Origin of the sequence: Vibrio sp. S11_S32 (assembly GCF_014694465.1) — a bacterium.
GTDB lineage: Bacteria > Pseudomonadota > Gammaproteobacteria > Enterobacterales > Vibrionaceae > Vibrio > Vibrio algicola.
In genome coordinates this window covers 26,209-48,528 of the sequence record NZ_JAAUWS010000005.1, presented here as the reverse complement: position 1 = coordinate 48,528, position 22,320 = coordinate 26,209, and the positions used below count along the sequence as shown (strand labels likewise).

Genomic DNA, 22,320 nt, shown 5'->3' with positions numbered 1-22,320 from the left:
CCATATTAATCATTGAGAATAAGGCATATGTAAATGAGCAATAGAGAAGAAGTTCTCCCTAAAATAAGCAGTATTAGAAATAGTCTACCAATATCGGCACAAAAAGTAGCTGATTTTATATTAGAGAATTCAAATTCGATCTCTAACCTATCAATAGCTGAACTGGCGTTATTAGCTAAAGTCGGAGAGGCTAGCATTATTCGATTCTGTAAAAAAATAGGGTATTCAGGCTTTCAAGAATTCAAGATGGTTTTAGCTATATCTATTGCACAAAGTGCACAATCAAACCCTAACTTATTATCAAGTGAAATAGATATAAATGATGATATGGAACTTATTGCGGATAAATTACAATTGGTCTTACAGACTGTGTTGTCTGAAACTAAAAGTCTATTAAATTTTAAAGAGCTAAAAGCTGTTTCTGACAAGGTAGTTAATGCGAGATCTATAACTTTTATTGGAGTTGGTTCCTCAGGGGTAACGGCTGAGGAAGCAAAAAATAAATTGATGCGAATTGGTTACAACGTCGATTCTATTTCCAACAATCATTTTATGTGTATGAAGTCATCATTACTTAATGACACTGATGTTGTTATAGCTATTTCACACTCCGGAGAATCACCTGAAACGATAAAAGCTTTAAAAATAGCACAAGAAGGCGGAGCTTTTACTGTCGCATTAACGCATAATTTAAATTCAAAAATTTGTAATTATGCCGACTCTGTTTTATTAAATGGTAACCGTGAAAGTTGGTTGCAAGGTGATTCAATAGGTACGAAATTCGCTCAGATGTTTGTTTTAGACTTACTCTATACTGAATTAATTCGTTTTAACCCGGAGCAGACGAAAGAAAACAAACGAAAAACTACAGAATCAATCCGTTAGGTGACTTGGACGTGAAATATTTGTGATCGTTATCATATTAATATGAACTTATGATTCAATTACAATCTGCAATGTGAAATATTACTCCAATAAATAACAAAGACTGGAGTAAAGGTCCAATGGTACAATCTACTTTCTTCGAATCTGCTCAGAAATTTGGAAAATCCTTCATGCTTCCAATTGCGGTGTTGCCTGCCGCTGGTTTATTGCTTGGTATTGGTGGGGCTTTATCAAATCCCAATACCTTAATAGCCTATCCTTTTTTAAATATTCCATTTTTGCAAGCCATATTTACAATTATGACCTCCGCAGGTTCAATTGTTTTTGCTAACTTACCTGTATTGTTCGCGGTTGGGGTTACCGTTGGTCTTGCTAAAAATGATAAAGGTACCGCTGGTTTGGCTGCCTTACTTGCATATTTAGTCATGAATTCAACTATTAATGCAATGCTTGTTTTGCAGCATTCTTTAGCCTCAGACAATTTAGGTGCTGTTGGACAAGGCATGATTCTTGGCATCCAAACACTTGATACGGGAGTCTTTGGCGGGGTCGTCGTTGGTATAATGGTTAATTACTTACATACTAAATTTAATAATATAGAGCTTCCTAAATTTCTTGGTTTCTTTGGGGGATCACGTTTTATACCTATAGTTTCAGCATTCTCTGCAATTATTCTTGGTGCTTTGATGTTCCTTATTTGGCCTAAAGTTCAGTCTGTGATTTTTGCCATGGGAGGGTTAATTGAAACTACTGGATATATCGGAACCTTCTTTTACGGATTTATTTTGCGGATGTTGGGTCTGTTTGGGTTGCACCATATATTCTATTTACCTTTTTGGACAACAGCTCTTGGTGGCTCAGAAATGGTTAATGGCGTTATGGTTGAAGGTACACAACGTATATTTTTCGCACAATTATCTGACCCATCAGTTCAACACTTTTATATAGGTACCTCCCGGTTTATGTCGGGTCGATTTATTACAATGATGTTTGGTTTGATGGGGGCTGCATTGGCGATATATCGTTGTGCAAAGCCCGAACATAAGGCGCGAGTTGGTGGGTTAATGTTGTCTGCAGCGTTAACATCTTTTTTAACGGGTATAACAGAGCCGTTAGAGTTCTCATTCCTGTTTGTTGCTCCAATACTGTACTTTATTCATGCGATATTTGATGGTTTGGCTTTTATGCTGGCTCATATATTCCAGATAACAATAGGTCAAACCTTCTCTGGAGGATTCATTGATTTTATTTTATTTGGTGTTTTACAAGGGGAGTCTAAAACCAATTGGATGATGGTTCCTGTTATCGGTGTTGTTTGGTTCTTCTTATATTATTTTACCTTTTCATTTTTAATTAAAAAATTGAACCTTAAGACGTTAGGCCGTGAAGATGAAGAGTCGTCAAAAGTTATTGATGTATCAGGGGCTGATAGAGCTATATTGATAGTCAAACATCTAGGTGGTTCAGCTAATATAGCGGATGTTGATTGTTGTGCGACAAGATTACGCATGACATTAAATGATTCATCAAAGGTCGATGAGTCTGGTTTGAAAGCGACAGGAGCTGTTGCCATTGTTATGAAGGGTAATGGTGTACAAGTCATTTATGGTCCCCATGTGACCATAATAAGAAATGAATTAGAAGAGTTATTAAACTTATGAGTGATTTTTTTGCAAAAACTAAAGGTGGACTAATTGTATCGTGCCAAGCTTTGGAGGATGAGCCATTATATAGTTCATTTATAATGGGTCGAATGGCATTGGCCGCTGAGTTAGGTGGTGCTAATGGGCTGAGAGCAAATACAGTATCTGATATTATAGAAATAAAATCTGTAGTCAAATTACCAATCATCGGAATTATAAAAAGGGATTACTCGGATTCGGATGTATTTATTACGAGTACAATTAATGAAGTCGATGAATTGATGTCGGTTAATCCTGAGATGATAGCTGTAGACGCCACATCAAGATCAAGACCATACAACGAAAATTTAGCTAGTTTTGTTAGTGTAATTAAATCTAAGTATCCTAATTTATTGCTGATGGCTGATATTGCTACCTTAGAGGATGCAATCTTTGCCGATAAGTTAAAATTTGATTGTGTTTCGACTACTTTGCATGGCTATACTAAGGACACGAAAGGGATGAAATTATATATTGATGATTTCAAATTCCTCAAAGATGTTATTAACTCCGTCAATATCCCAGTTATAGCAGAGGGAAATGTTGAGACGCCTGAAATGGCAAAGCGGTGCTTAGAACTTGGTTGCCACTCTGTTGTTGTTGGTGGCGCGATAACTAGACCGAAACAGATTACAGAAAAATTTATATCTGCGATAAAATAGAAAAAACCCAGTTAAATTTTTATGGGATCACTGCATTTAACTGGGTATTTTTCTGTATTGAGCTTTATCATAAGACGATGACGGTGATTAGGTAACTTAAATCATTTGTCAATGATGATTAAATATTGAGTGTAGACTTGCAAATCTAAACACTTTGACCGAAATTTTGTAATCAGTATTCTTTTAGGTGCAACTGACGTTGAGTTGTCTAATCATAAGAAAAATATTGTACACTTACCTCCGTAAAATAGTTTATTTTCACTCTAAGATCTTTGGCCAACGTTGATCGGCGCTTTCAATCAAATCTTCCATATTGACGAGAAATTTATCCTGAATATTTTTATCGTAATTGATATACAGTTTCTTGTTGTAAATAGTCCATTGTAGAGGCGAACCCGGTGCGAGTGAGTTGTCTGCACCTAGCGCCCAAGCACAATAGCCGCCATATTGAGGCGCGTACTTTTCAGGCTGTGTTTTGAATGCGGTTAAGTTTTTTTTGCTTGAAAACCACCATACCGCGCCTTGATAAGTCGTTTTGAATTGTTTACTGCCTTGCACCGCTTTCCCTTGGGTAAAGTAGGCCACTGTGTCATAACCTTTTAGGGCTTTATCACTAAAATGCGTGGTGTAAATAGCATCGCTGGCAGCCATCACCTGAGTGCCAAACAAGGCTTGAGTACTCAGTAGTAAGGTAAAAATTAGGATCTTCCAGTAACGTTTCATCATATCTTCTCCATAAGTTTTGATGTGTTTTACTGTGTCTTTATATATTTTATCAGTATTTAGAATGATTAGAATAAATAGAACGAGTTAGGCTGGATAAAATTTCATTACTTTTACTTTATGAGTGTGGTTCTTAATTTTTATCTTTCATGCCCGAGGGTCTTATGGTTAAACCATGCTTCATGTATACTGGTAGTAATGTATAAATAACCAGTGGAATCATGATGGATCCTTCTTTATTACTCGATGGTCTCAACGACCGACAACGTGAAGCCGTAGCTGCGCCGCTTGAGAACTTGTTAGTACTCGCGGGGGCTGGCAGTGGTAAAACACGAGTATTGGTTCATCGTATTGCTTGGTTATTATCGGTTGAGCAAGCGTCGCCGTTTTCAATTATGTCGGTAACCTTCACCAATAAAGCCGCGGCCGAAATGCGTGGACGGATTGAAGAGTTAATGATGGGCACTTCATCAGGCATGTGGAACGGGACTTTCCATGGTATTTGTCATCGTATTCTTCGCGCTCACTATATGGATGCTAAACTACCAGAAGATTTCCAGATCTTAGATTCTGAAGATCAGCTGCGTTTATTGCGCCGTTTGATTAAAGCGCAAAACTTAGATGAAAAACAATGGCCGGCCAAACAAGCATGCTGGTGGATCAATGGTAAAAAAGATGAAGGTCTGCGCCCAAGTCATATTGATACCTATCACGATCCGGTTGCTAAAACCTATCTGCAAATTTATCAAGCCTATCAAGAAGCGTGTGATCGCGCGGGTCTTATCGACTTTGCTGAAATCTTATTACGTTGCCATGAATTACTGCGCGATAAAGTGCATATTCGTGAGCATTACCAAGCGCGCTTTAAGCACATTTTGGTGGACGAATTCCAAGATACCAACAACATTCAATACGCTTGGCTACGCATGATGGCAGGGCGTGATGCCCATGTGATGATCGTGGGCGATGATGATCAATCTATCTATGGTTGGCGTGGTGCACAAATTGAAAACATTCAAAAGTTCCTGCGTGAATTTACCGCCGCACGCACCATTCGCTTAGAGCAAAATTATCGCTCAACCAAAAATATTTTGAATGCTGCCAATGAGCTGATCAGTAATAACACCGAGCGCATGGGCAAGGATTTATGGACCGATGGCGATGAAGGTGAGCCGATCTCGCTTTATTCTGCTTATAACGATCTCGATGAAGCACGCTTTGCGGTCAGTAAAATAAAAGAATGGCATGAAAAAGGCACCCCGCTCACCAGTTGCGCGATGTTGTATCGTAACAATGCGCAATCGCGAGTCTTGGAAGAGGCATTAATTCAAGCTCGTTTGCCGTATCGTATTTATGGCGGTCAACGTTTCTTCGAGCGCCAAGAAATTAAAGATGCATTAGGTTATTTGCGTCTAATGAATAATCGCAATGATGATGTGGCTTTTGAGCGAATTGTGAATACCCCCACGCGCGGTTTAGGGGATAAAACCCTTGAAACCATCCGTATGACCGCGCGCGATCGTGGCATTACTTTGTGGCAAGCGGGGATACAATTAATTGAAGAAAAGGTGCTGCCTAACCGCGCCGCAATGGCATTTGGTCGTTTTGTCGAATTAATTGTGGCGCTGGAAGATGATACTTACGATCTCGCCTTACATGAGCAATTTGATCATGCGATTAAATCGTCGGGCTTGTTCACCATGTATGAAACCGAGAAGGGCGAAAAATCGCAAGCTCGTATCGAGAACTTGGAAGAATTAGTCACCGCTGCGCGTCAATTTGAAAAGCCAGAAGAAGCGGATGACATGAGTATGTTGTCGGCATTTTTATCGCATGCAGCACTTGAAGCCGGCGAAGGGCAAGCGGATGAGTTTACCGATGCGGTGCAACTTATGACGCTGCACAGTGCTAAAGGTTTGGAGTTCCCGTTAGTGTTTATGGTTGGGGTGGAAGAGGGGATGTTCCCTAATCAAATGTCGGCAGAAGATGCGGCGCGTTTAGAAGAAGAGCGTCGACTTTGTTATGTTGGTATGACCCGAGCGATGCAAAAGCTCTACATTATCTATGCAGAAATGCGCCGAGTGTATGGGCAAGAGAAATACCATAAACCGTCACGTTTTATTCGCGAGATCCCAGAAAGCTGTGTTGAAGAAGTGCGGATGAAAGCGCAAGTTAGCCGCCCAGCAACGTCTGGTCGTTTTGGCTCAAGTGCGGTTAAGGAAACCTTCAACAGCACTGGTTATGGGTTAGGCCAAAGAGTCAGTCACCCTAAATTTGGTGAAGGGACTATCATTAATTTTGAGGGCAGTGGTCAGCAAAGCCGAGTGCAAGTGGCGTTTAATGGCGAAGGAATAAAATGGTTAGTGACCGCTTACGCGAAACTTGAAAAATTATAACCTCTTGGTGATTAAAGTGCTGTTGTTATGCGCCTTCATTATTCACGGGATCGCAGTAAATAGTCATACGTTTTAAAGTAATATATTTGAGAAATAGGTAAAGAATAAGTAATGGAAAAAAACTACGCAAAACTGGTGAACTCAGCGGCATGGGCTGCCATGGTCATTGCCTCTATCTTGTTATTGGTCAAAGTCGTGGCGTGGTGGCAAACCAACTCGGTCAGCTTATTGGCTTCTTTAGTTGATTCTTTATTGGATTTAGCCGCCTCAGTAACTAATTTATTAGTGGTGCGTTACGCATTGCAACCGGCGGATGATGAGCATCAGTTTGGGCATGGTAAAGCAGAATCGTTAGCCGCGTTGGCGCAAGCAATGTTTATTTCAGGTTCGGCTTGTTTCTTATTGCTAAACGGGGTTGAACGTTTCTTTCGCCCACAAGCGTTAGTGTCTCCCGAGATTGGGGTATGGGTCAGCGCCTTTGCTATTGTCTTAACTTCAGGGTTAGTGATATTCCAAAAGCATGTGGTGCGTAAAACCGGTAGCCAAGCGATCGCCGCCGATTCGCTGCATTATCAAACCGATTTATACATGAACATTGCCATTATGATTGCCTTAGTTCTAAGTTGGTATGGCTACAAACAAGCGGATGCAGTATTTGCGGTTGGGATTGGTCTCTATATTATTTACAGTGCTTACCAAATGGCGCAAGAAGCGGTGCAATCGTTACTCGACCGTCAACTACCCGAAGAAGAAGTGGAAGCGATCCACTCTGCTTGCGTGTCGATTGAAGGGGTATTAGGCGCACATGACTTACGCACTCGGATGTCGGGGCCAATGCGCTTTATTCAAATACATATCGAACTGGATGATGATTTGCCATTAATAGAAGCGCATCGCATTTCCGATGTAGTGGAAGAAAAACTCGATAGATTATTCCCTCACTCCGATGTCATCATTCACCAAGATCCGATATCCGTCGTACCTGCAGCAAAGTATCGACCGTTAAATTAGCCAGTTGAGAAAAAATTGCATAAAATAATCGGATAAAAAGTGTGACAAAGATCATTCAATTAGAGACAAATTACTCACAATTGACTATCTTGTTCACATATGAAAAAACTTGCGTGAAAGTGATGTGAATCAACATGCTGTCATAACAAGCTTGTATATTGCTTATAACGTTATAAAAATGCCTATACTGGCAGATAAAACAACATAAACTTACGGTCAAGTAACGGTAAGTAAAGACATTGGATCTCAGATTAAATTGGCAAAGATTAGCCAAAAATGCAGTAGAAGATCCAAGTAAACCAATTTTATATTTTGATATTTTAAGGGTGAAAAACATGGTTAAGAAGATCGGTGTTTTAACAAGTGGTGGTGATGCACCAGGCATGAACGCAGCAATTCGTGGTGTAGTCCGTACCGCACTAGGCGAAGGGCTAGAAGTGTTTGGTATCTACGATGGCTACCTTGGTTTAGTTGAAGACCGCATTGAGAAGTTAGATCGCTCTAGCGTATCAGATGTGATCAACCGTGGTGGTACTTTCTTAGGTTCAGCGCGTTTCCCTGAATTTAAAGACGTAGCCGTGCGTGAAAAAGGCATCGCCAACCTGAAAAAACACGGTATCGACGCGTTAGTGGTTATCGGTGGTGACGGCTCTTACATGGGCGCAAAGAAAATCACTGAAATGGGTTTCCCATGTATCGGTCTACCAGGCACTATCGATAACGATATCGCCGGTACCGATTACACCATTGGCTACATGACCGCTTTAAATACGGTTATTGATGCGATTGATCGTCTGCGTGATACATCAACCTCTCACCAGCGTATTTCAATTGTCGAGATCATGGGTCGCTACTGTGGTGATTTAACCTTGATGGCCGGTATTGCGGGTGGTTGTGAGTATGTGGTAACACCGGATACGGGCTTTGATAAAGAAGCATTGGTACAGAATATTTTAGATGGTATTGCTAAAGGTAAAAAGCACGCCATTATTGCGATGACTGAGCATTTAACCGATGTTGATGCATTAGCGAAAGAAATTGAAGCGATAACGGGCCGTGAAACCCGTGCAACGATCCTTGGGCATTTACAGCGTGGTGGTACTCCAACTGCATTTGATCGAATCTTGGCATCTCGTATGGGTAACTACTCGGTTCACCTTCTGCTTGAAGGTCATGGTGGCCGTTGTGTTGGCATTCAAAAAGAAGAATTAGTACACCACGATATTATCGATGCAATTGAAAATATGCGTCGTCCGGTAAAGACTGATCTCTACAAAGTCGCGGAACAGTTGTTTTAAGCTTCATATCACAAGACATTTAGTTCACGACTAACATTGAAACCTTGTCCACAATAGTGAGTTACTCATATTGCGGGCAAGGTTTTTTTTATTTAAACAATAATCACTTTGATTCCTTGCTTCTCTAAACCTGCCATATAATCATCTGGAATATTTGAGTCGGTTATCAGCATGGTGATATTTTGCGGGGCTAAGATCTTATGCAGGCTGATTTTGCCAAATTTACTCGAATCGGTCACCACAATAACTTCATTAGCAATACTTGCCATAGTGCGGTTTAAGCGCGCTTCATGTTCATTGTGGGTGGTTATCCCTCTTTCTAAATGAAAACCATCCACCCCCAAAAAGAGTTTATCAAAATGATAAGCTTTTAGGTTTTCCTCCGCTTGTACCCCGTAGAATGAGAGGCTCTTTTTACGCAGACTGCCACCGGTCATCATTAATTCGACGTTATCATGTTGCAATAATTTTTGTGCCACATTGAGCCCATTGGTCATGACGATAACATCTTGATTTGGATTCAAATATTCAGTGATTTTTTCAGTGGTGGTTCCGGAATCAAAGATCACACTATCGCCATCTTGGATTAGTGAGGCCGCCATCTGGGCGATATTGCATTTCTGAGATGAATTTAATGCGCTTTTTTCTTCGATTGAAGATTCATCCATCACATTTTGCTTATTAATTGCCCCACCATAAGATCGCATTAATGCACCTTGTTGTTCTAAAAATGCGAGATCATTACGGATAGTTACCGAGCTCACCGAGTATTGCTGCGCCAGATTGGCGACAGTGACACTTCCTAAATCTTTAAGCTTGGTAAGAATGTCTTCTCTTCTCTGGCTGGTATTTTTCATAAGCGGCTTCTAATTATTAATTTAATTTAATTTAATATATCACTTTAATTTATATTATTGATTTTAAAGTAAAGTCATATCTATGGTGTTCCTTCACTGCTGATATCTTGTATAAAAAAGTGATTAAATTCTACCACTTTAATATTTAGCATCATCATTCCCTCACCTTTCGTTGTCTTTCTTTTTCTATTTTGTGATTTATTTTGTGATTTATTTTGTGATCGTACACACAAAAGAAAGGAAATGAAAGGCACTATTGGTTTCGATATCTTTCTTTTGGGTGTAAGGTGACTGCAACTTAATAAGATGAATCAGGGGAAACGAATGGACTGCTTAGTAAAATTAATTGAACAACATAAACAAGGCCAAGCGGTTGGTATTTATTCGGTGTGTTCTGCTCACCCGTTAGTCTTAGAGGCTGCATTACTACAAGGCGTACAAGATGGTAGCCATGTTTTAGTCGAGGCAACCTCCAATCAAGTCAATCAATTTGGTGGTTACACTGGAATGCAAGCAACTGATTTTGCTGCAATGGTATTTGAGCTGGCGAATAAAGTAGGGCTACCAAAAGAGCGCGTATTACTCGGTGGCGACCACTTAGGGCCTAACTGTTGGCAGTCTTTAGATGCTGATGATGCAATGGAAAAATCAGAAGTATTGATCGAGTCTTATGTTGCGGCTGGCTTTAGAAAAATTCACCTTGATTGTTCTATGTCATGCAAAGGCGACCCAGTACCATTGACTGATGCGATTGTGGCACAAAGGGCTGCACGTTTATGTAAAGTTGCGGAAACGACTTGGCAGAAAGTGGGCGGTGAAAAACCAACTTATATCGTTGGAACTGAAGTGCCAGTCCCTGGAGGCGCGCAAGAAAGTCTAGAAAATGAATTAGAATTAACGACTCCACAAGATGCGGTAACAACAATCGATGCTCATCGAGATGCTTTTGAAAGCGCTGGCGTATCAGACGCTTGGCCACGAGTGGTTGGCTTAGTTGTACAACCTGGTGTGGAATTCGATCACCATAAAGTGATCATCTACAACAGCGACAAAGCACAATCATTATCTAAAGTGGTCGATCAATACCCTCAAATGGTATTTGAAGCACATTCAACCGACTACCAAATTCCTAGCGCTTACCAAGCCTTAGTGAATGATCATTTTGCCATTTTAAAAGTGGGACCAGCATTAACCTTCGCATTAAGAGAGGCACTATTTGCTTTAGATTGCGTTGAAAAAGAATGGCTAGGTGACTCAAAAGCGAGCAACTTACGCGCTGTGGTTGAAGCGGTAATGGATAAAAATCCTAAGTATTGGCAGCCTTATTATCAAGAAGCTGGCCATCAACTCAAACTTGATTGCATTTATAGCCTAAGTGATCGCATTCGTTATTACTGGCCAGAGGTGGCAATTCAAACGGCCACCGAGCAATTGTTTGCCAATCTCACTGCAACCCCAGCTCCGATGACTATTTTAAGTCAGTATTTACCAGAGCAAATGAAGGCGATTGCCTGTGGCGAAATCGAGAACACACCACAAGCGATTGTTATTCATAAAATTATGGAAGTGACCAGCATGTACGCACAAGCTTGTCGCCCAACAGTTTAAGTAGGAAATCAAAAATGACACAAATTTTAGGTTATTCAAGCGAATGGTTAGTGGAACGTAATGGTTTCCATACGGCGAATGAAATTGCTCATCAACCACGTTTATGGCAAGAGATTGCCCAAACTATTAGCAGTAAAAATAATGAAATTGATGCTTTTTTAGCTCCTATTTTTGCTAAGCAAGATCTGCGCGTAATTTTAACTGGTGCGGGAACGTCTGCTTTTGCGGGGGATGCGGTTGCTCCATATTTGAATGAAAAAGCGAACTTCTCAGTAGAAGCTATTGCCACCACTGAGATTGTAGCGAATCCAGAGAAGACATTAAATGCGAAACAACCGACTTTAGTTGTGTCATTTGCTCGCTCAGGTAATAGCCCAGAAAGCACCGCCGCAGTCGCGATTGCCAACCAAGTGGTGGAAGAGTGTTACCACCTTATTCTAACTTGTAACCCTGAAGGTGAATTAGCTCAATATGCCAACACCGTTTCTAATGCTTACAGCTTGTTAATGCCTGAAGGCTCGAATGATAAAAGCTTTGCCATGACATCAAGCTTTAGTTGCATGACGCTATCGGCATTGGCGCTGATTGGTCAAGTTGCCTCTGATGAATTGGTTGCGACGAGTCAAGAAATTGCAACCTTGTGCACAGCGAAATTGGAACAATGGCAACCGCTTATTAAGCAATTGGCCGCGATGGATTATGAACGCTTAATCGTATTAGGCAGTGGTGGTTTTGCCGGTTTAGCCAAAGAAGCGTCATTAAAGTCATTAGAGCTTAGTGCTGGTAAAGTAATGACCGCTTTTGACTCATCACTAGGTTTCCGTCATGGACCTAAATTTACTATTAATGATAAAGCATTGGTTATTCAGTTCATTTCATCAAAGGCTTATACCCGTCAATATGATTTAGACCTCTTTAATGAATTAAATCGTGATGGTTTAGCCGCTAAAGTCATTGGTTTAAGTGAAACACCTGAAGAAAACCTAAGCTTACTTGAAGTTGGCGAAGTAACCGGTGATGAAATCTGGTTGAGCTTCCCTTATATATTATTTGCCCAAATGCTGTCGTTTGAAAAATCGTTAGCGTTAGGTTTTGGCCCGGATAATCCTTGCCCTTCTGGTGAAGTAAACCGAGTAGTGCAAGGCGTGACAATTTATAGCTACAACAAATAATTAATTGAATTCTTAATAAGGAAAAGACTATGCCAAATATCGTATTAAGCCGAATTGATGAACGCTTAGTTCATGGTCAAGTGGGTGTTCAATGGGTTGGCTTTGCCGGCGCTAACATTATTGTTGTTGCTAATGATGCCGTCGCTGAAGACCAAATCCAGCAGAACTTGATGGAAATGGTGATTGCCGATGGTATTGCGATTCGCTTCTGGTCGATTCAAAAAACCATCGACAATATTCATAAAGCCAATGACCGTCAGAAAATCCTATTGGTTTGCAAGACTCCGCAAGACTTCCAAAAGTTAGTGGAAGGTGGTGTTGCGATTGACAATATTAATGTTGGTAACATGCATTACATCGAGTCGAAGACTCAAATTCATAAAACAGTGTCAGTGGATGAGAGTGATATCGCTTCTTTCAAAGCACTGAAAGCGCACGGCGTAGCATGCTCTATTCAAGGCGTGCCAACTGAAAGCGCAACCGACATCTTTAGCTTAATCAAATAAGGATTAGCGTAATGGAAATAGGATTAATGCAGGCCCTGATGCTAGGTGTATTAGCATTCTTTGCAGGGCTCGATTTATTTAACGGTTTGACTCACTTCCACCGTCCAGTAGTTTTAGGGCCGATTGTAGGCTTTATTCTGGGTGATCTACATACCGGTATTATTGTCGGTGGTACTTTAGAGCTTATCTGGATGGGACTCGCGCCACTAGCAGGCGCTCAGCCACCAAATGTGATCATCGGTACTATTGTTGGTACTACCTTTGCGATTACTACTCATGTAAAGCCTGATGTTGCGGTTGGCGTGGCTGTACCTTTTGCAGTTGCGGTACAAATGGGGATCACTTTTCTATTCTCTGCGATGTCTGCGGTTATGGCGAAATGTGACAAAATGGCGGATAACGCTGACACTCGCGGCATTGAAAAGGTGAACTACTTTGCAATGCTGGTGTTGGGTGTGTTCTATTTCTTATGCGCATTCTTACCGATTTATATTGGTGCGGAACATGCTGGCGCTATGGTCAACAGCTTGCCAAAAGAGTTGGTTGATGGCTTAGGGGTTGCCGGCGGTATGATGCCTGCGATTGGTTTTGCGGTATTAATGAAAATTATGATGAAAAATGTCTACATTCCATATTTCATTTTAGGATTTGTTGCAGCGGCTTGGTTGGAACTGCCAATTTTAGCGATAGCACTGGGTGCAACCGCAATGGCTGTCATCGACTTTATGCGTAAACCTGCTCCAGCTACTAGCATCAATACTGTTGAGGAATTTGAAGATGGAATCTAATAACAACCAAAAATCAGCTTCAACAGAAGTCGCGGCTGATGAATATCAAGATCAAAGTATGGGGGCCGATCTTACTCGCTCCGATATTAATAAAATGGCGTTTCGTTCAATGTTTTTGCAAGCATCGTTTAACTATGAACGTATGCAAGCTTCAGGCTGGTTATTTGGTTTGCTGCCAGCGCTGAAAAAAATCCATACTAACGATGAAGATTTATCCAAAGCAATGAAAGGGCATCTAGGCTTTTTCAATACTCACCCGTTCTTGGTGACATTTGTAATGGGTATCGTGTTGGCGATGGAGCGTTCAAAGCAGAATGTAAACAGTATTCAAAGTACTAAGATTGCCGTAGGTGCACCAATGGGTGGTATCGGTGATGCGATGTTCTGGTTAACATTATTACCTATTTGTAGTGGTATTGGTGCTGACTTAGCGCTGCAAGGCTCTATTTTAGGTGCGGTTGTATTTTTACTCATGTTCAATACCGTCCACTTTGGTTTACGTTTTGGCTTAGCGCACTATGCTTATCGTATGGGGGTTTCTGCCATCCCATTGATTAAGTCGAATACCAAGAAGGTTGGCCACGCGGCCTCCATGGTTGGTATGACGGTTATCGGCGCATTGGTCGCAACTTATGTGAAATTTGCGACTACAGCGGAAATTACAGCTGGCCACGCGGTGGTTAAACTGCAAGCCGATGTAATAGATAAACTGATGCCAGCTTTCTTACCGCTTGTTTATACATTAACGATGTTTGCATTAGTGAAAAGAGGTTGGAGCCCACTTAAATTAATCTGTATCACCGCTGTAGTGGGTGTTGCCGGTCGATTTGCAGGCGTACTATAAATTCAATTCCCCCTAGAACTAAGGCCAGAGATATTCTGGCCTTATTTAATAAAAAGAGAAAATTATGATCGCAGTTATTTTATCAGGCCATGGTGCCTTTGCCAGTGGGGTGGCGGAAGCCATTCGTTTGATTGTTGGCGAGCAAGAGCAATTTCGCTTTGTTGATTTCAAAGAAGGCATGACGACAGAGCAACTAGAAGCACAGATTCGTGATGATATGGCTGACATTGATAGCAATGACGGTATCGTATTCTTAACCGATTTACTTGGTGGTTCTCCTTTCAGAGTCGCGTCACTTATTGCTCAAGAAAGAACTGATGTAGAAGTGATTGCCGGAACAAATTTGCAAATGGCAGCCGAAATGTTATTGGAAAGAGATGAGCTAAATTTGGTTGAATTTAGACAGCAAGCGTTAGTATGTGGTCATCGTGGCATGACCAGTTTGTTTGATGAGATGGTGAAAGCGGCAGATAAGAAAGTTGAAGAAATAGACGACGGTATTTAATTATGGATAAGCAGTATTTTCTGGCGAAACGAGTATTAGTCGATCAATCGTGGCGAGATCAGCAGATCTTAACGGTTGATGAAAATGGTTATATTGAGGCGATCGACCGTTACGAGCAACATAAATATGATGATAAAAAAGTTATCGATTTAGGTGAGACAATACTGCTACCAGGGTTAATAGATTCCCATGTGCACGGCGCGATGGGGCATGATGTGATGGATGCCACTCATCATGCGTTAGATTCGATGTCGACATTTTTTGCTCAAAATGGTGTGACGGGCTTTCTGGCTACGACCGTCACCGCACCACCGGTTAAAATCGAAGCAGCACTAAAGCAAATCGGGTTAAGTACTCAATCTGGCGTTTCTGGCGCTGAGTTATTGGGTGGCTACCTTGAGGGGCCATATTTTACCGAGAAAAACCGTGGTGCACATCCAACTGAGTGGTTTAGAGACTTAACCGTAGCTGAATTGAAATCTTGGCAGGCACTAGCGGGTGACACCTTAAGAAAAGTTGCGCTGGCACCAGAGAAAAGCAACGCATTAGAAATCATTAAGCATCTGAAATCTTGTGATATTAAAGTGATGCTCGGCCATACCGACGCAGATTTCGATACCGTTAATCGCGCACTAGACGCGGGAGCGGATGGCATAGTGCATTGTTATAATGGTATGCGAGGCTTGCATCATCGCGATCCAGGCGTGGTGGGGGCAGGGCTTTGTCATCCAAATAGCTATGTTGAAATGATCGCCGATGGCCACCATGTTCACCCTACGGCCATTGATGTTGCGTATCGTTGTTGTGGGGAGCGCTTAACGCTGATCACCGATGCCATGCAAGCGGCTGGAATGCCGGATGGGCAGTATCAACTTGGCGAATATCAAGTCAATGTAGTTGAAGGCGTGGTTCGTACTGATGCTGGTGGTTTGGCGGGCAGTACCTTAATTTTAAAAAATGCGGTATTTAATTTGTCTAACTGGTTAAATATGCCATTAGAAAAAGCTTGGCTACGAGCATCATTAACACCAGCCAAGTCACTCGGTATTGAGCATGAGTTAGGCTCTTTAGTGGTAGGCAAAAAAGCATCGATGGTGGCATTGTCGATAACGGATCATCAAGTTGAACAAACTTGGGTGAATGGTGTGTCGGTTTATTCTCGCTGAAATTGCATTTAACAAGTTACTTGGGTATATAATCGATTTATTTGAATAAACAGAGACCAATATGACCACACTATATTTTATGAGACACGCGCAAAGCGAAGCAAACTTAGCCGATATACTGGCCTCGCAAATTAATTTCCCTTTAACCCAAACCGGAAAGGACGATGCGAAGCAAATCGCACAAGAGTTTTGTCAAGATCATAAAATAGACAAGGTTATTACCTCTTCTTTATTAAGAGCACAGCAAACCGGTCACCCTTTTGAAAGTGAGCTTGACTTAACGGCGCAGAGCGATGCGCGTTTAGTCGAGCAAGATCTGGGTAAATATGCCGGTAAAACTTATGCCGATTTAGATGATGAGCCAGATTATTGCCATGATCGAGCATTGCGTTGGAAATGGGTACCAGAGGGGGGGGGCGAGTCTTATGAAATGATTGCCGCTCGATTACAGCCATTTTTTGATGATATGTTTAGTACAGAGCAAGGCAATGTGTTGATTATCACCCATGCGGTTACCATGAGAATGATCAAAGCGATCCTGACCAATATCTTGCCTGAATACCCACGAGAGATTGCTCATAATGGTGAGATTTGGCAAGTGACGCTAGATAAGCAAGGTAGTGTGCATGAAGTGATTTCTCTGTTCTATGGTGATAGTAAGAGCGCGATTAGTAACGAATAATGAGTGTGGTTAGAATCCAATAAATTGGCGTTATTCGCATCAAACAAAAAGGGTTAATGAGAAATATCTCACTAACCCTTTTTTAATGCATCAGCTTCGAGGGCAAGCTCTCAAATGTGAGAGATGAACTCAATTCAGCTAATTATGCTTTTTTTGCTTCAGCGGCTGCTTTAGCGATAGCGGCAAAGCTTTTCGCGTCAAGTGCTGCGCCGCCAACTAGAGCACCATCGATGTCTGGTTGTGCGAAGTAAGCTGCTGCGTTTTCAGGTTTAACAGAACCGCCGTATTGGATCACAACGTTTTTAGCCACTTCTTCAGATTTCGCTGCGATGTGAGCACGGATTTGCGCGTGAGTGCGTTGTGCATCATCAGCTGTTGCTGCTTTACCAGTACCGATTGCCCAGATTGGTTCGTAAGCAATGATAGCGCCGTTAAGAGCGTCAACACCTAGAAGGTTGATCACTGCGTCGATTTGACGTGCACATACTGCAACGGTTTCGCCCGCTTCGTTTTGTGCTTCAGATTCACCAATGCAAAGAACTGGCGTTAGGCCGTTTTCTTTTAGGAATGCGAATTTCTTAGCAACGAACTCGTCTGATTCGTGGTGGTATTCACGACGCTCAGAGTGACCGATGATGATGTGAGATGCGCCGAATTCTTTCAACATTTCTGGAGACATATCACCAGTGAAAGCACCGCTGTTGTTTAGATCAGTGTTTTGAGCACCTAGAATGATTTGGCTGCCCGCATCGGTAAGAGTGCGTTCTGCAAGATCGATGAATAACGCTGGTGGCGCTACTGCAACGTCTACACCTGTCACGCCTTCAAGTTCAGCGTTAAGTCCGTTTAGTAGCTCAGTTACCATTGCTTTGCTACCGTTTAGTTTCCAGTTACCCATAACTACAGGATGACGCATAGGATATTCTCCAATTTTATAAATGAGCGGGCTTTAACCCAAAATGTACTACCAGTGAATATAACAGAATAATGTGATGAGATCATGATTCTAGTCATGTCAGCATCGCCTGATTAACGTTAGTTTAGTTTTCATTAATTTTCAGCGTGATTATAGTAGATAAATCGAGATGGTTAAGTGGCAATTTTGACTTAAATCGGTATGTTAACCAAACAGGAATTGGCGGCAAACGTTGGATTATTTATTGAGGAAAGAAAATGCCAAATGTAGTGATGGAATATTCAGATTCAATTGAAGAACGTGTCAATGTGCAGGCGTTATTAGAAGATTTGCACCATGCCACGATTGATAGTGGGTTATTTCAAGCAATGGATGTGAAATCGCGCACATTACGTCCACATAATTGGTTGATTGGCGATAAAGCCGATACGGTTGATTTTATTCACGTTACCGTGGAGTTATTAAGCGGTCGAACTGTGGAGCAAAAGCAAGCATTGTCGCAAGCCATCATGGCAGCACTGCGTGGTAAGGCGGATTTTGTGGCGATCTTAACAGTCAACATTCGAGATATGGATCGAGAGTGTTTTCAAAAGGTCGTTAATTTTTAATTGGATTTATTAAGGTATCAAGATGAGTTGGAAACAGTGGCTATTTTCTTTTCAAGGAAGAATTGGTCGACAGCGTTTTTGGATATGGAATATTTTTTATTACGCTGTGATTTTAGGCATGGGCGCTTTTCTTGCCCAAAGTGGCTTAGGCAATATGGGCGGCTATATTCTATCGGCTGTTGTGGTTTGTTTGTTGATCCCCGACTTAGCGGTAACCGCCAAACGTTGGCACGATAGAAATAAATCCAATTGGTGGTTATTACTGTACGTCCCTATCATTTTGGGTCGTTTAGGTGGTGCTGATATTGCAGCAGATACCATGACGGTCGACTCGATGACGCCTATGATGGCCGCTCAAGCGATTGTCACTTTAGTATCAATATTCTGCGGTATGTGGACATTGGTGGAGTGCGGATTTATGAAGGGCACCGACGGCGAAAATAGCTACGGTAAGTCAGCGCAATAGAATACAGAGGTCGTTCTCCTTTGATCGAACTCGGCTGTATTTGTTGCCCTTTGACTTGATACAAAAGAAAAAAAGTCGCTGATTAAGAAGATTAATCAGCGACTTTTTGCTATCTACAACCGAGTTAACAATGTAACGATATTATAAGATGTGTTTCTTAATCGTATCGTCTTTACGTTCTAGATAGTGAATGGATTTAATGCGACGAATGGTACGACTCTTACCACGGATCACTAAGGTCTCAGTGGTGGCAATGTTACCTTTGCGTGTAATACCTTCCAGCAAATCCCCTTTGGTAATACCGGTGGCAGCAAATACTACATTGTCGCTGCGCGCCATATCATCCATCTTTAGGATCACGTTAGCTTGTACGCCCATTTCCGCGCAACGTTGTAGCTCTAGTTCGCCATGAGTGCGGTTTTCAGGAGTATCACCTTTCACGTCGTGACGAGCCAATAAGCGCCCTTGCATGTCGCCATCTAATGCGCGAATAACCGCCGCAGATACCACACCTTCTGGCGCGCCACCGATGCAGTACATCATATCCACTTCGCTGTCTGGCATGCAGGTTAAGATAGAAGCAGCAACATCGCCATCTGGTACGGCAAAAACGCGCACTCCCATCTTTTGCATTGATGCGATCATGTCATCATGACGAGGTTTCGCCAGCGTAGTGACAGTCAGCTCATGTAATTCTTTATTCAATGCTTTAGCGATATTACGAATATTGTCTTCGATTGATAGGTTAAGATCGATACAACCTTTAGCTCCAGGGCCAACCACTAATTTTTCCATGTACATATCAGGCGCTTTTAAGAAACTGCCTTTTTCACCGGCGGCTAATACAGCCAATGCGTTTGATTGTCCCATCGCGGTCATGCGAGTGCCTTCGATAGGATCAACTGCGATATCAACCGCATCACCACCCACGCCAACTTGCTCACCAATGTACAGCATCGGCGCTTCATCGATCTCACCTTCACCGATAACAATTTCACCGCTGATTTCAGTTTGGTTTAATAGGCTACGCATGACTTCAACTGCGGCGCCATCGGCAGCGTTTTTATCGCCTCGACCTAACCACTTATAACCGGCAAGCGCAGCACCTTCTGTAACTCGTGAAAATGCTAATGCTAAATCGCGTTTCATAGGGACTCCAATACAAATACAGGGAAGGAAAATTCGTGGCAGATTTTATCACAGCCCAAAGGGTAACGTTTGCTTTTTTCGAGTTTGAATAAAAATGTAGCGAAGTGATAAGGGAAAAGTGTCAATGCCTCGGGCTAAGTAGTGAAAATTTGTTTAACATTGTTGAAACTAATAACGACGGAATGTCATATTTAAGTGATAATTGATGTTTTTTTGTGCAAACAGGTAAAAATATTGCAATAAGAGTATGGCGAATAAAACGAAGCTGAGTAGAATGAAGGTAACGCTAGTGGTAGCTGGAGCTATCACTCATCATGGATCATTAAACAGGTAGTCAACATGTCTTTCGAAGTTTTAGAACAACTAGAAGCAAAAATTCAAACAGCAGTCGATACTATTTCTTTATTGCAAATGGAAGTTGAAGAGCTTAAAGAAAAAAATGAGCAATTGACTTCAGAATCAACGGAACTAAAAGAAGGTCGCGTTGAGTTAGAGCAACAAACGCAGACATTGCGTCAAGAGCAACAAGCTTGGCAAGAACGCATTCGCAGTTTACTTGGTAAAATGGACGAAGTGGAGTAATCCATTCTCACCGAGCTTTACCAGTAAAAAACGACATAAAAAAACAGAGCACTTATTAGGCTCTGTTTTTTTATATGGGTATTTATGCGCAATAAGCTAAGCGGATTTATATCGGATTAATCGACCAACTCTGCATCATCGTCATCAAGATCGAGCTTAACATCAAGCGGCTCTTGCGATAAAATCACACCGGTATTGTCGGCATAAAGGAAATCTTCAGGTAAGAAGGTAACCCCTCCGAAATTCACCGGAACATCAATCTCACCAACGTTGGTTTGAGTGGCGCCGACCGGAATGGCAGCCAATGCTTGAATGCCAACTTGCAACTCTTCCAGTTCGTCGATTTCACGCACACTGCCGTAAACCACAATGCCTTCCCAAGAATTTTCTTCTGCTATAGCGGCAATTTCAGCATCAATCAAAGCGCGGCGTAATGAGCCACCACCATCAATTAATAAAATACGCCCAGTGCCATCTTGTTGCAGAATCGAACGGATAATGCCGTTGTCTTCAAAGCATTTTACTGTGGTCACTTGCCCTGCAAATGAGGTTAAACCACCAAAATTGCTGAACATAGGTTCAACCACGTCTACTTGGTCGAGGTAAATGTCACACAGTGCAGAGGTATTATATTCCATAGTGGCCTTTCTCTTTGCGGGGGATGATTATCGAGTATATACCCAAGTAACCTCAAGATGCGAGTCTCAGCAAGAATAAAACAAGCGTTAGGCAAGGCAAATTCAATACAATCATAGTTATTCTATCTTTATTGAAGTTAAAGCAGCATAAGGCTTGTTTTAACTTGCCCTTCGGGAGCTTCATCCAGCGCGGTTAATTACCAATAACTAACGTCACGGCGAAAATCAGGTTCGACACAATCGCGCATTTCACCATATCGGGCATCATAGGAATAAACTCACGAGGATGCTCAATATTCCAAATGGTTTTGCCGTGTTTGAAGACCAGTACTAAAGGCAACAACATCGTTAATGCGAGTAGCGGGGTTGAAACGTGCAAACTCAAATAAAGTGTTAGCATCACCCAGCCAGCTGTGATCAGCATTAAGTGATAGCATTTGGCGCGTTCAGTACCAATGCGAACCACCATGGTGCGCTTATTGCTTACCGTGTCATTTTCAATATCACGCATATTATTGATATTGAGTACACCCACGGCAAAAAAGCCACAGCCGATAGCGGGTAATAACAAGGTTGGACTCATAGTACCGGTATGCAAAAAGTAAGTGCCTAACACCCCAAGTAAACCGAAGAAGGTAAAGACTGAAATATCGCCTAAGCCCACATAACCATAAGGTTTACTGCCCATAGTGTAAGCAATTGAACTTAAAATCGATAATAAGCCTAAGCCGATAAAAGACAGAATACTGGTTGGGCTTTGCAGAGCATAAAAGACCAAGGCTAAGCCACTAATGATGATCAGACCAATATTGACCATAATCGCTTTTTTCATGCCGGCTTGAGTGATCACGCCTTGTTGAAGGCCTCGAATAGGCCCAATGCGGTTATCGTTATCGGTGCCTTGTACTGTGTCGCCGTAATCATTGGCAAGGTTAGATAAAATCTGTAATAAAGTTGCGGTCAACAAAGCTAAAAATGTAATCGGAAAAGAGAAGTGACCGTCGGCATAAGCCAAGCTGCTACCAATCGCAATAGAGGCTATCGCAAGGGGTAAAGTTTTAGGACGCGCGGCATCCAACCAAATAGACAATGTTGATTTCATAAGTGCTTATATTTAGAGACGGTTATTTAAGAGTAGTCGTTAAATTATATACGTAAACGACAAGAAGCCCCAAC

General features: G+C 41.8%; 23 protein-coding genes. 17 read left to right on the top strand and 6 right to left on the bottom strand.

The window, feature by feature from the left end; translation table 11 throughout:
* Positions 1 to 33: 33 nt before the first annotated feature.
* From HC723_RS04740 to HC723_RS04730, 3 genes are all read left to right on the top strand, one after another.
* Positions 34 to 885 carry a MurR/RpiR family transcriptional regulator gene (locus HC723_RS04740; RefSeq protein WP_190338373.1) on the top strand — a complete coding sequence of 284 codons (852 nt, stop codon included), beginning with the start codon at positions 34 to 36 and terminating at the stop codon, positions 883 to 885.
* Between the two features lie 119 nt (positions 886 to 1,004).
* Positions 1,005 to 2,546, top strand: coding sequence for a PTS transporter subunit EIIC (locus HC723_RS04735; protein ID WP_190338372.1), 1,542 nt, complete (start codon positions 1,005 to 1,007; stop codon positions 2,544 to 2,546).
* The gene (locus tag HC723_RS04730; RefSeq protein ID WP_190338371.1) at positions 2,543 to 3,229 is read left to right on the top strand and encodes an N-acetylmannosamine-6-phosphate 2-epimerase; all 687 of its coding nucleotides are present in this window, start codon (positions 2,543 to 2,545) and stop codon (positions 3,227 to 3,229) included. Before HC723_RS04735 ends, HC723_RS04730 begins: the two co-directional genes overlap by 4 nt.
* A 258-nt stretch (positions 3,230 to 3,487) precedes the next feature.
* On the opposite strand, the gene HC723_RS04725 is transcribed toward HC723_RS04730, so the two are convergent.
* Positions 3,488 to 3,952 carry a YHS domain-containing (seleno)protein gene (locus HC723_RS04725; protein WP_190338415.1) on the bottom strand — a complete coding sequence of 155 codons (465 nt, stop codon included), beginning with the start codon at positions 3,950 to 3,952 and terminating at the stop codon, positions 3,488 to 3,490.
* A 221-nt stretch (positions 3,953 to 4,173) separates the two neighbouring features.
* Here HC723_RS04725 and uvrD point away from each other — a divergent pair, with 221 nt between their 5' ends.
* The 3 genes from uvrD to pfkA all read left to right on the top strand — a co-directional run bounded on the left by uvrD (position 4,174) and on the right by pfkA (position 8,657).
* Complete coding sequence (uvrD, locus tag HC723_RS04720) at positions 4,174 to 6,348, top strand: DNA helicase II (protein ID WP_190338370.1); 2,175 nt, start codon at positions 4,174 to 4,176, stop codon at positions 6,346 to 6,348.
* A 111-nt stretch (positions 6,349 to 6,459) separates the two neighbouring features.
* Positions 6,460 to 7,359 (top strand): CDF family cation-efflux transporter FieF, encoded by a 900-nt coding sequence (gene fieF / locus HC723_RS04715; protein ID WP_190338369.1) that lies wholly within the window; start codon positions 6,460 to 6,462, stop codon positions 7,357 to 7,359.
* Positions 7,360 to 7,694: 335 nt separating this feature from the next.
* Positions 7,695 to 8,657, top strand: coding sequence for a 6-phosphofructokinase (gene pfkA, locus HC723_RS04710; RefSeq protein ID WP_190338368.1), 963 nt, complete (start codon positions 7,695 to 7,697; stop codon positions 8,655 to 8,657).
* Positions 8,658 to 8,749: 92 nt separating this feature from the next.
* Here pfkA and agaR read toward each other — a convergent pair whose 3' ends face one another.
* Positions 8,750 to 9,514, bottom strand: a complete 765-nt coding sequence (gene agaR / locus HC723_RS04705) for a transcriptional repressor AgaR (protein WP_190338367.1) — start codon at positions 9,512 to 9,514, stop codon at positions 8,750 to 8,752.
* A 324-nt stretch (positions 9,515 to 9,838) separates the two neighbouring features.
* Between agaR and HC723_RS04700 the strand changes: the two genes are divergently transcribed.
* From HC723_RS04700 to HC723_RS04665, 8 genes are all read left to right on the top strand, one after another.
* A complete protein-coding gene (locus tag HC723_RS04700; RefSeq protein WP_190338366.1) occupies positions 9,839 to 11,122 on the top strand; it encodes a D-tagatose-bisphosphate aldolase, class II, non-catalytic subunit in 1,284 nt (427 codons plus the stop codon).
* A 14-nt stretch (positions 11,123 to 11,136) separates the two neighbouring features.
* A complete protein-coding gene (locus HC723_RS04695; protein ID WP_190338365.1) occupies positions 11,137 to 12,294 on the top strand; it encodes an SIS domain-containing protein in 1,158 nt (385 codons plus the stop codon).
* 29 nt (positions 12,295 to 12,323) lie between these two features.
* Positions 12,324 to 12,800 (top strand): PTS N-acetylgalactosamine transporter subunit IIB, encoded by a 477-nt coding sequence (agaV, locus tag HC723_RS04690; RefSeq protein ID WP_190338364.1) that lies wholly within the window; start codon positions 12,324 to 12,326, stop codon positions 12,798 to 12,800.
* A gap of 11 nt (positions 12,801 to 12,811) precedes the next feature.
* Positions 12,812 to 13,588: a PTS N-acetylgalactosamine transporter subunit IIC gene (agaW, locus tag HC723_RS04685; protein WP_190338363.1), complete on the top strand. Its 777-nt coding sequence runs from the start codon at positions 12,812 to 12,814 to the stop codon at positions 13,586 to 13,588.
* Complete coding sequence (gene agaE / locus HC723_RS04680) at positions 13,578 to 14,432, top strand: PTS N-acetylgalactosamine transporter subunit IID (protein WP_190338362.1); 855 nt, start codon at positions 13,578 to 13,580, stop codon at positions 14,430 to 14,432. The genes agaW and agaE overlap by 11 nt, the downstream gene beginning before the upstream one ends.
* A gap of 64 nt (positions 14,433 to 14,496) precedes the next feature.
* On the top strand, positions 14,497 to 14,937 hold the full coding sequence (gene agaF, locus HC723_RS04675) for a PTS galactosamine/N-acetylgalactosamine transporter subunit IIA (protein WP_190338361.1): 441 nt from the start codon (positions 14,497 to 14,499) through the stop codon (positions 14,935 to 14,937).
* A gap of 2 nt (positions 14,938 to 14,939) precedes the next feature.
* Complete coding sequence (gene nagA, locus HC723_RS04670; RefSeq protein ID WP_190338360.1) at positions 14,940 to 16,103, top strand: N-acetylglucosamine-6-phosphate deacetylase; 1,164 nt, start codon at positions 14,940 to 14,942, stop codon at positions 16,101 to 16,103.
* A 61-nt stretch (positions 16,104 to 16,164) separates the two neighbouring features.
* Complete coding sequence (locus HC723_RS04665; RefSeq protein ID WP_190338359.1) at positions 16,165 to 16,785, top strand: histidine phosphatase family protein; 621 nt, start codon at positions 16,165 to 16,167, stop codon at positions 16,783 to 16,785.
* A gap of 142 nt (positions 16,786 to 16,927) precedes the next feature.
* On the opposite strand, the gene tpiA is transcribed toward HC723_RS04665, so the two are convergent.
* The gene (gene tpiA / locus HC723_RS04660) at positions 16,928 to 17,701 is read right to left on the bottom strand and encodes a triose-phosphate isomerase (protein ID WP_153445817.1); all 774 of its coding nucleotides are present in this window, start codon (positions 17,699 to 17,701) and stop codon (positions 16,928 to 16,930) included.
* Positions 17,702 to 17,958: 257 nt separating this feature from the next.
* Between tpiA and HC723_RS04655 the strand changes: the two genes are divergently transcribed.
* Together HC723_RS04655 and HC723_RS04650 are read left to right on the top strand one after the other, a co-directional pair.
* A complete protein-coding gene (locus HC723_RS04655; RefSeq protein ID WP_153445819.1) occupies positions 17,959 to 18,309 on the top strand; it encodes a 5-carboxymethyl-2-hydroxymuconate Delta-isomerase in 351 nt (116 codons plus the stop codon).
* A 22-nt stretch (positions 18,310 to 18,331) separates the two neighbouring features.
* A complete protein-coding gene (locus HC723_RS04650) occupies positions 18,332 to 18,775 on the top strand; it encodes a DUF805 domain-containing protein (protein WP_153445821.1) in 444 nt (147 codons plus the stop codon).
* A gap of 141 nt (positions 18,776 to 18,916) precedes the next feature.
* Here HC723_RS04650 and glpX read toward each other — a convergent pair whose 3' ends face one another.
* Complete coding sequence (gene glpX / locus HC723_RS04645) at positions 18,917 to 19,924, bottom strand: class II fructose-bisphosphatase (RefSeq protein ID WP_153445823.1); 1,008 nt, start codon at positions 19,922 to 19,924, stop codon at positions 18,917 to 18,919.
* A 339-nt stretch (positions 19,925 to 20,263) separates the two neighbouring features.
* On the opposite strand from glpX, the gene zapB reads away from it, so the two are divergent.
* Positions 20,264 to 20,506, top strand: a complete 243-nt coding sequence (gene zapB, locus HC723_RS04640; RefSeq protein ID WP_153445825.1) for a cell division protein ZapB — start codon at positions 20,264 to 20,266, stop codon at positions 20,504 to 20,506.
* Positions 20,507 to 20,622: 116 nt separating this feature from the next.
* On the opposite strand, the gene rraA is transcribed toward zapB, so the two are convergent.
* A complete protein-coding gene (gene rraA, locus HC723_RS04635; RefSeq protein WP_153445826.1) occupies positions 20,623 to 21,144 on the bottom strand; it encodes a ribonuclease E activity regulator RraA in 522 nt (173 codons plus the stop codon).
* A gap of 193 nt (positions 21,145 to 21,337) precedes the next feature.
* Positions 21,338 to 22,246: a 1,4-dihydroxy-2-naphthoate polyprenyltransferase gene (locus tag HC723_RS04630; RefSeq protein ID WP_190338358.1), complete on the bottom strand. Its 909-nt coding sequence runs from the start codon at positions 22,244 to 22,246 to the stop codon at positions 21,338 to 21,340.
* Between the last annotated feature and the right edge of the window lie 74 nt (positions 22,247 to 22,320).

Bases quoted from the DNA above. Each gene is read 5' to 3' on its own strand.
- HC723_RS04735 (WP_190338372.1), top strand. From the start codon at position 1,005: ATGGTACAATCTACTTTCTTCGAATCTGCTCAGAAATTTGGAAAATCC.
- HC723_RS04700 (WP_190338366.1), top strand. From the start codon at position 9,839: ATGGACTGCTTAGTAAAATTAATTGAACAACATAAACAAGGCCAAGCG.
- fieF (WP_190338369.1), top strand. From the start codon at position 6,460: ATGGAAAAAAACTACGCAAAACTGGTGAACTCAGCGGCATGGGCTGCC.
- HC723_RS04665 (WP_190338359.1), top strand. From the start codon at position 16,165: ATGACCACACTATATTTTATGAGACACGCGCAAAGCGAAGCAAACTTA.
- agaE (WP_190338362.1), top strand. From the start codon at position 13,578: ATGGAATCTAATAACAACCAAAAATCAGCTTCAACAGAAGTCGCGGCT.
- tpiA (WP_153445817.1), bottom strand. From the start codon at position 17,701: ATGCGTCATCCTGTAGTTATGGGTAACTGGAAACTAAACGGTAGCAAA.
- agaW (WP_190338363.1), top strand. From the start codon at position 12,812: ATGGAAATAGGATTAATGCAGGCCCTGATGCTAGGTGTATTAGCATTC.
- agaV (WP_190338364.1), top strand. From the start codon at position 12,324: ATGCCAAATATCGTATTAAGCCGAATTGATGAACGCTTAGTTCATGGT.
- glpX (WP_153445823.1), bottom strand. From the start codon at position 19,924: ATGAAACGCGATTTAGCATTAGCATTTTCACGAGTTACAGAAGGTGCT.
- HC723_RS04695 (WP_190338365.1), top strand. From the start codon at position 11,137: ATGACACAAATTTTAGGTTATTCAAGCGAATGGTTAGTGGAACGTAAT.
- HC723_RS04725 (WP_190338415.1), bottom strand. From the start codon at position 3,952: ATGAAACGTTACTGGAAGATCCTAATTTTTACCTTACTACTGAGTACT.
- HC723_RS04730 (WP_190338371.1), top strand. From the start codon at position 2,543: ATGAGTGATTTTTTTGCAAAAACTAAAGGTGGACTAATTGTATCGTGC.
- agaR (WP_190338367.1), bottom strand. From the start codon at position 9,514: ATGAAAAATACCAGCCAGAGAAGAGAAGACATTCTTACCAAGCTTAAA.
- HC723_RS04740 (WP_190338373.1), top strand. From the start codon at position 34: ATGAGCAATAGAGAAGAAGTTCTCCCTAAAATAAGCAGTATTAGAAAT.
- zapB (WP_153445825.1), top strand. From the start codon at position 20,264: ATGTCTTTCGAAGTTTTAGAACAACTAGAAGCAAAAATTCAAACAGCA.
- agaF (WP_190338361.1), top strand. From the start codon at position 14,497: ATGATCGCAGTTATTTTATCAGGCCATGGTGCCTTTGCCAGTGGGGTG.
- HC723_RS04655 (WP_153445819.1), top strand. From the start codon at position 17,959: ATGCCAAATGTAGTGATGGAATATTCAGATTCAATTGAAGAACGTGTC.
- HC723_RS04630 (WP_190338358.1), bottom strand. From the start codon at position 22,246: ATGAAATCAACATTGTCTATTTGGTTGGATGCCGCGCGTCCTAAAACT.
- pfkA (WP_190338368.1), top strand. From the start codon at position 7,695: ATGGTTAAGAAGATCGGTGTTTTAACAAGTGGTGGTGATGCACCAGGC.
- nagA (WP_190338360.1), top strand. From the start codon at position 14,940: ATGGATAAGCAGTATTTTCTGGCGAAACGAGTATTAGTCGATCAATCG.
- rraA (WP_153445826.1), bottom strand. From the start codon at position 21,144: ATGGAATATAATACCTCTGCACTGTGTGACATTTACCTCGACCAAGTA.
- HC723_RS04650 (WP_153445821.1), top strand. From the start codon at position 18,332: ATGAGTTGGAAACAGTGGCTATTTTCTTTTCAAGGAAGAATTGGTCGA.
- uvrD (WP_190338370.1), top strand. From the start codon at position 4,174: ATGATGGATCCTTCTTTATTACTCGATGGTCTCAACGACCGACAACGT.